General features: G+C 41.5%; 7 protein-coding genes. 2 read left to right on the top strand and 5 right to left on the bottom strand.

Translation table 11 applies throughout. From position 1 onward, the window contains the following. Nucleotides 1-180: 180 nt before the first annotated feature. The 3 genes from D829_RS0125200 to D829_RS0125190 all read right to left on the bottom strand — a co-directional run bounded on the left by D829_RS0125200 (nt 181) and on the right by D829_RS0125190 (nt 2430). Nucleotides 181-504 (bottom strand): hypothetical protein, encoded by a 324-nt coding sequence (locus tag D829_RS0125200; RefSeq protein ID WP_017691690.1) that lies wholly within the window; start codon nt 502-504, stop codon nt 181-183. 550 nt (nt 505-1054) lie between these two features. Then, on the bottom strand, nt 1055-2005 hold the full coding sequence (locus tag D829_RS0125195) for a copper amine oxidase N-terminal domain-containing protein (RefSeq protein WP_017691689.1): 951 nt from the start codon (nt 2003-2005) through the stop codon (nt 1055-1057). A 179-nt stretch (nt 2006-2184) separates the two neighbouring features. Further along, a complete protein-coding gene (locus D829_RS0125190; RefSeq protein WP_152417141.1) occupies nt 2185-2430 on the bottom strand; it encodes a hypothetical protein in 246 nt (81 codons plus the stop codon). 155 nt (nt 2431-2585) lie between these two features. Between D829_RS0125190 and D829_RS0125185 the strand changes: the two genes are divergently transcribed. Both D829_RS0125185 and D829_RS0125180 read left to right on the top strand, forming a co-directional pair. Then, nucleotides 2586-3941: a hypothetical protein gene (locus D829_RS0125185; protein WP_017691687.1), complete on the top strand. Its 1356-nt coding sequence runs from the start codon at nt 2586-2588 to the stop codon at nt 3939-3941. An 18-nt stretch (nt 3942-3959) separates the two neighbouring features. Continuing rightward, on the top strand, nt 3960-4232 hold the full coding sequence (locus D829_RS0125180) for a hypothetical protein (protein ID WP_017691686.1): 273 nt from the start codon (nt 3960-3962) through the stop codon (nt 4230-4232). Between the two features lie 83 nt (nt 4233-4315). Here D829_RS0125180 and nikE read toward each other — a convergent pair whose 3' ends face one another. Together nikE and nikD are read right to left on the bottom strand one after the other, a co-directional pair. After that, nucleotides 4316-5116: a nickel import ATP-binding protein NikE gene (gene nikE, locus D829_RS0125175; protein WP_017691685.1), complete on the bottom strand. Its 801-nt coding sequence runs from the start codon at nt 5114-5116 to the stop codon at nt 4316-4318. Nucleotides 5117-5277: 161 nt separating this feature from the next. Beyond that, on the bottom strand, nt 5278-6084 hold the full coding sequence (gene nikD / locus D829_RS0125170) for a nickel import ATP-binding protein NikD (RefSeq protein ID WP_017691684.1): 807 nt from the start codon (nt 6082-6084) through the stop codon (nt 5278-5280). Nucleotides 6085-6111 lie beyond the last annotated feature (27 nt).

The raw sequence follows: 6111 nt of genomic DNA, 5'->3' as shown, positions 1-6111 counted from the left end.
CCACTCTCCGTATGTAAGGTTTTAGTAACTTTTTATTTGAACAATTCAAATTTATTGGTTACTTATTGAGTACCATATGCTCTAATCAACATCTCAATTAATCACTTTAATTTTCTTAAGCTTCAAAAAGGGCACTGATTTCTTCCATTTATTACATATGACCCTTTGGATCCAAAAAATTTATTCTAATTGAAACAGCCACTTTGGACCACCTACGTTTTCTACCTCATAAGTATTATAGTTAATTGAAATAGAAACCTTCTCATTGATATCGTTGTTAACATAACCATATAAATTAACCTTTGGATAAACATAACCATCAAAAACTTGAGAATCTGTAAATTCAACCGTGACATCATACTCACTTTTAAAATATTCTATTCCTATAGGAGTAGCCTTTTTGATGATAATATTATTCTCAATCTGATATGCAATTGTACATCCACTCACCGATAAAACTAAGATCACTAAAATGGTCAATAAAACTTTTAATTTAGAACTCATCTGATATCAAGCACTCCTCATACAATGGAGCAATACCGCCACCTTCTGCATTATTTAAACAGGGATTCACGTTTCATAATGAAATGGTTCGGATCCATTGAATTTATTGGTTCAATTGTATTTACATTAATAGAGAGATATGGATAACATTATTTTTTCAATTGTTCCACTCTCCGATTAGTTAGATTTAGTTCGTTTAGGCTCTTTTACTACTATGTAAATTTTCACTGTGCTCCGGAATCTACTTGTATAAAAATCTTCTCCCTTTTGATTAATGTAGTCCACTAGTTCCGACGTATGCTCCAGGTGCCATTCATCCAACTGCTTAATACTCATTTGAAGATCCCACACAATCGGTACAAGTCGCTGACTATGGGCTGCTCTCGGTATACTCGAAAAGGTTCTGTTGAATCCTTTCAGAGGCATCAACTAAACAGTTGCTTCAGCTTTACCGAGATGATAAGTAAATAGGACGAGCACAGAGGACAAAATGATTATCAAACTGAAACTGAGTATTGAACTGATGGTCTTTTTCATCAATCTTTTCCCCTTACTTGAATGGATTGATGATGGCCACAGCGTACTCGTCCAAATCACCATCTCTCAAGAGAATATAATCTGCTGAAGAAAATTTGAACTTCGTGTAATCATAATTCTCTACGAATTTTCCATTTTGAAAAAGATCCAAGCTACTTACTACTGGATAGTTATTCATTCCTGTTTTATCATCATTATTTATAAAAGCCGCATCTAGCACCGAACGTCCCTTTGCAAAACTATCTTTTACTAGGAACGTTATGGGATTTCCTCTGACACTACTTCTAATCTGTACCACATCGCCGCTACGTCCAGGACCTTTTACCAAATTAATGCTGTACACCACTTGACTATTCCCTAGTTGAATCGGTAAATCACTCTCTTTAATAATCTTCACGCCAGGGTAAGTTTCTTTCTTCAAGTTTTTAAAATATTCAATGCTTTGTGTATATGCTTTAAAATCACTTAACTTGGTTAACTTAAACGCCTTATCATCTGTGCTCCGGAAGTTTTTGTTCCCGATCCAGACCCAACGACCAATCTTGTCCCACTCAACCTTTTGGCCAAGCCCTTCACTCACCAGACGTAGGGGAACGAAAGTCCGATTTTGCTTCAGAATAATTTGCGAGCCATAGTCCTTCTTCTGCCCATCAACGAGGGCTGAAGTCTGCCCGATCGTCATGTCCACTTTATGATCTTTGCTGACGATCCCAACCTTGGAAACTTTGCCAGCCTTCGAGTATATCACCTTTGCGCCTAGGGCTTCCGAAACAAACCGGATTGGAACCATAACGCTACCTTGGCCATCCTGGAATGGCTTCGCATCAGGAAACTTCATTTTTACGGTATTCAGCAATACCTCTACTTGCTTCGGATTACTTGCAGCTGCAACTGTCTCGTTTCCCGAACCTATCATGCTTACAGTCAATATACTCGCTAATACAGTTAATAAAAGTTTCTTCATTTTCTAAATCCCTCTGCTTTTCATATGTACTTCTTCTCACTTTCACTTCCCAGTATCTTTTTCTTTGCTTAGGTCTAACAAATCCTAAATATCAAAAAAACCTGGCAATACTATCTTCAGTTTAGGACTTATCTGATATCAAACAAGCTTACATTCTTCAATAAGTAAAATTTGTTCTTCTATTCACCAATCTTTTTAAGATCTAAAGGAATACCGGTTCCTGTAACTTCAAAATCACGGTAATCCAAACTAATTTTAATCTTATCTTCTTCTTTACCTACAATATATCCGTATAGCACCACTCTAGTTGTAATATAAGAAGCCATAACTTGTGAGTCGACAAATTCAACCTCCACACCATAATTATCTATAAAGTACTTCTCGCCTATAACCGTAGCTTTCTCAACAATTTGTTTATCAGTCAAGTAATTCTTAACAATTAAAAAACAAATAAACAAAACTACTATAGATAAAAAAACCAGTAGGACTTTAGACTTGATTTTAATGAGAGTCACCCCTTGATTCTATCAGGAATAATATGTATTATTTCAATAATAACCTAGATAGGAAGGTAAATACAGTGAGTTTCTTAAATGATGAGCTTTTACACGCCATGTCGGAAGAATCATATGATAGAGAATTCAGTACAAAAGATACAAAATTTCGCGAGGATTGGATACGAACCAATCTGCCTAATTCAACTCTCAACGATACGAACAAATCAGGATTTGATGCGGTAGTGTTTCGCAACGATAAAGATAATCAAGTCGTTATAGCTTACCGTGGAACTGAACCTGATCTATCATGGGGTAAAGTCCCAGACATTGCAACTGATGGCATTGATGTTGTCGGGGGACGGTACAAAACCCTTAGAAAGACTGTCGAAAACAACCCTGACATTCTGTCAGAATCATCACCAAAATATCATGCAACAAAAAGCAATTATGAGAACAATCAGTTCTATCAAGCTGAGAAGCTATATCGTGAAGTGAAAGAGGCTTATCCTACTGCGGAAATTTCTACAACCGGTCACTCATTGGGTGGAGCACTTGCGCAATATACAGCTATACATAACAACCTGTCATCTACTACATACAACCCAGCCAGCATTCGAGCAGTTGTCTCCGATGATATCCTAAAGAAAATAGATGCCGGAGAATATGATAAGAAAAACACAGCTTATGTCAACCCAGGAGATGGTGTTGGAGCAGGTTTTTTCAATTCATCGACGCGGCATGCAGCTAATACAATCATGATTAATAAGACGTACGAGGAAGCAAATAATAGATATGTTCAAATCACTATACCTATAATATCCAAATCAAGCGGTGCTCCTTCGGGTATTTTCACACCTTTTTGGAAGAATATCACTTTTGTATCTACTACAATGCCAATAGGCACTCAAGGCATGGGGGAAAAATTATTCAATTCTTTCGGTGGAGAAAAGGCGCACGGTCTTGAGAACTTCGAGTTTGACAAGAATGGCTTTATTACAAATACACTTTATACACGAGATGGTGAAGTGATTGGTGGAAATCCAAGATACACGGAATACATAAATACCCTGCTTGCCAATGAAAAAATGAAGGATACTGTAAATAAATTAATTGAAAAGTATGGTGCCAACCTAGGACCTCTTGGACAAATGGCTGCTGCCGGTGCCGGGGTTACCATCCAACTCTCACTAGAGAATCTTCAAAGAGCTGGACAAAAAATGCAGCAGCATGTAAATGAATTTCAATCTAGCCTCCCCACAGCAACCAATGCCATTCTCAGACTTATTGAGTCCAGTGATAGCCGCTCTCTTGAACCTATCGTGGATCGGTTAACAAGTGATTTGCACAAATTTAGCCGCTGGTATGAAGAAGAAGCACATGTCATTGCAGAGTATATTAATCAAAAAGCGGAAGATTTCAGACAAGCCGACGAGGGTTAAAAAGGAGCGACGAAACATATGTCACGGAGCATTGTTGTAGAATTAGTGGATTTGATGAATGCCGAGAAGGAAATCAATGATTTAATGGATATGCTTGAAGCTAACAAACGTCATGTAAAGTCCATTGATGAGAGTATAGGAGATTGGAAAGGTAAATCTGCGGAAGAATTGCGAAGAAAGATGGATCGTTTCCAGAACATTTTAGGAGAATGGATTGCAGATTTCAAGCAGCAACAGATTGAGCTTGTGAAGTATACATATCGTATGGAGCGTGCAGATCGGGGCAATTAAGATAACGCTCAACTGATGAATGAAATGTGAAAAAGGAGGCTTCTTACCATCAACATGGTAAGGAGCCTCCTTCACTATAAATTTCATTTAAACGAAATACGACCTGATGGATGCTCAGGCAAAATGGACGATACCAACTGCTGTACAGCCGGATGATCCGACTGCATTACCGAATCGCCGGCATCACCGCTATAGACCAGCTTCCCCTGATCCATTACCGCAATGCGGTCACAGATCGTCATGGCAGCCCGAATATCATGTGTGATAAAGAGGTAAGACAACCCATAAGATGCTCTGAGCTCCGCCAATAAGGATAGGATTTGCGTCTGGTGCACCATATCCAGGCTGCTGATCGATTCGTCCAGTACGATTAACTTCGGTTTGAGCGCGATAGCTCGTGCGATGTTGACCCTCTGTAGTTGGCCACCGCTGAACTGGTGCGGAAGCTTGCTCCCATCCTCAGGTTTAAGTCCAACCTGCTCAAGCAGTTGTCCAATCACACGAAGTTGTTCTTTTGCCGACAATCGCTCGTAATTATCCAGCGGCTCCCCGATGATCTGCGCGGCAGTCATGAGTGGATTCACAGCCGAATAACAGTCCTGGAACACGACCTGCAGATCACGCCGTAATCCCTTGAGCACGGGTTTGCTAGATCGGTAGATATCCTGACCTTGAAATAAAACCTGACCCTGACTGGGCTTCTCCAGACCAAGGATGATTTTACCCAAGGTACTTTTACCTGCCCCACTCGTACCCAGCAGTCCCAAACACACACCCTGTTCAATCGTAAGCGAGATGTCTGCCAGCACAGGAGGACGCGCTCCCGAACGATCCAGCCAATTGCGTTTGCCATAGCTATGGCTTACTCCACGTACCTGAAGCATCAGGTCACCCTCCTCTTTTGTACTTGGCAGAAGCAATCTCCGAAGAAGCTGAAATTACACATCACCATGTTCATTCCACCCCTACGCCTACCCACTCAAAACACAGTGTATTCCCGCTCTACACATACACTCACTGAACAATTCAACTCATCTGTCATTCGCTATCGTCCTAAATACATACTGGGTCTGGCATTTAACAACATCCGTGTATACTCATGCTGCGGGTGATCGAACAGTTGGTACACATCCGCCTGCTCCACAATTCGCCCCTTCTGCATGACCGCGACTTCATCCGCCATTTGCGAGATCACGCCCAGATCGTGGGAGATGAGCAAGATGGATGTGCCATACTCCGTACGTAGCCGATCCAATTCCTGAAGCACCTTGAACTGATTCACGACATCCAGTGCCGTCGTTGGTTCATCAGCAATAACCAAAGCCGGTCGCAGGCACATCGATATGGCGATCATCACACGCTGCAACATACCGCCACTCAGTTGGAAGGGATATCGCTTCATCAGTTTAGCTGGTTCGGGTAAGTTCATAACTGCCAACGCAGCAATGGCCCGTTCCCTGGCAGCTGCTTTGGACATTCCCGTATGCGTACGCAAGGTTTCAATGAATTGAGATCCAATCGTATACACGGGTGTAAAAGCATTCATCGGATTCTGCATAATAAATCCGATTTCCTTGCCACGGATGCGCCGCATCTCCTCACCTGACAACGAGCCAAGCTCCCGTCCATTCAGGCGGATGCTGCCCGACACTTCCATCCTGCGCGGATCAAGCAGATGGAGCAACGCGTTACATGTAACGGTCTTACCACTGCCACTCTCACCGACGAGACCGAAGACACGACCTTTTTTTAATTCAAAATCAATGGGCTCCAGTAACGGGACTGAACCCTCCGCTGTTCTTAGATTCACTTGCAGACCACGAACTTCGAGTACCTTCGCTGCATCATCCATCGTTACGTTCACCCCTCATATGCCTTC

It is taken from the genome of Paenibacillus sp. PAMC 26794 (assembly GCF_000316035.1).
Taxonomy (GTDB): domain Bacteria; phylum Bacillota; class Bacilli; order Paenibacillales; family Paenibacillaceae; genus Paenibacillus.
Note: the sequence above shows the minus strand (reverse complement) of the source record. Positions and strands in the feature narration are given on the sequence as shown.

What these genes read in the sequence shown, in the direction of transcription:
- D829_RS0125200 (WP_017691690.1), bottom strand. Translation starts at nt 504, where the DNA reads ATGAGTTCTAAATTAAAAGTTTTATTGACCATTTTAGTGATCTTAGTT.
- D829_RS0125195 (WP_017691689.1), bottom strand. Translation starts at nt 2,005, where the DNA reads ATGAAGAAACTTTTATTAACTGTATTAGCGAGTATATTGACTGTAAGC.
- nikD (WP_017691684.1), bottom strand. Translation starts at nt 6,084, where the DNA reads ATGGATGATGCAGCGAAGGTACTCGAAGTTCGTGGTCTGCAAGTGAAT.
- nikE (WP_017691685.1), bottom strand. Translation starts at nt 5,116, where the DNA reads ATGCTTCAGGTACGTGGAGTAAGCCATAGCTATGGCAAACGCAATTGG.
- D829_RS0125180 (WP_017691686.1), top strand. Translation starts at nt 3,960, where the DNA reads ATGTCACGGAGCATTGTTGTAGAATTAGTGGATTTGATGAATGCCGAG.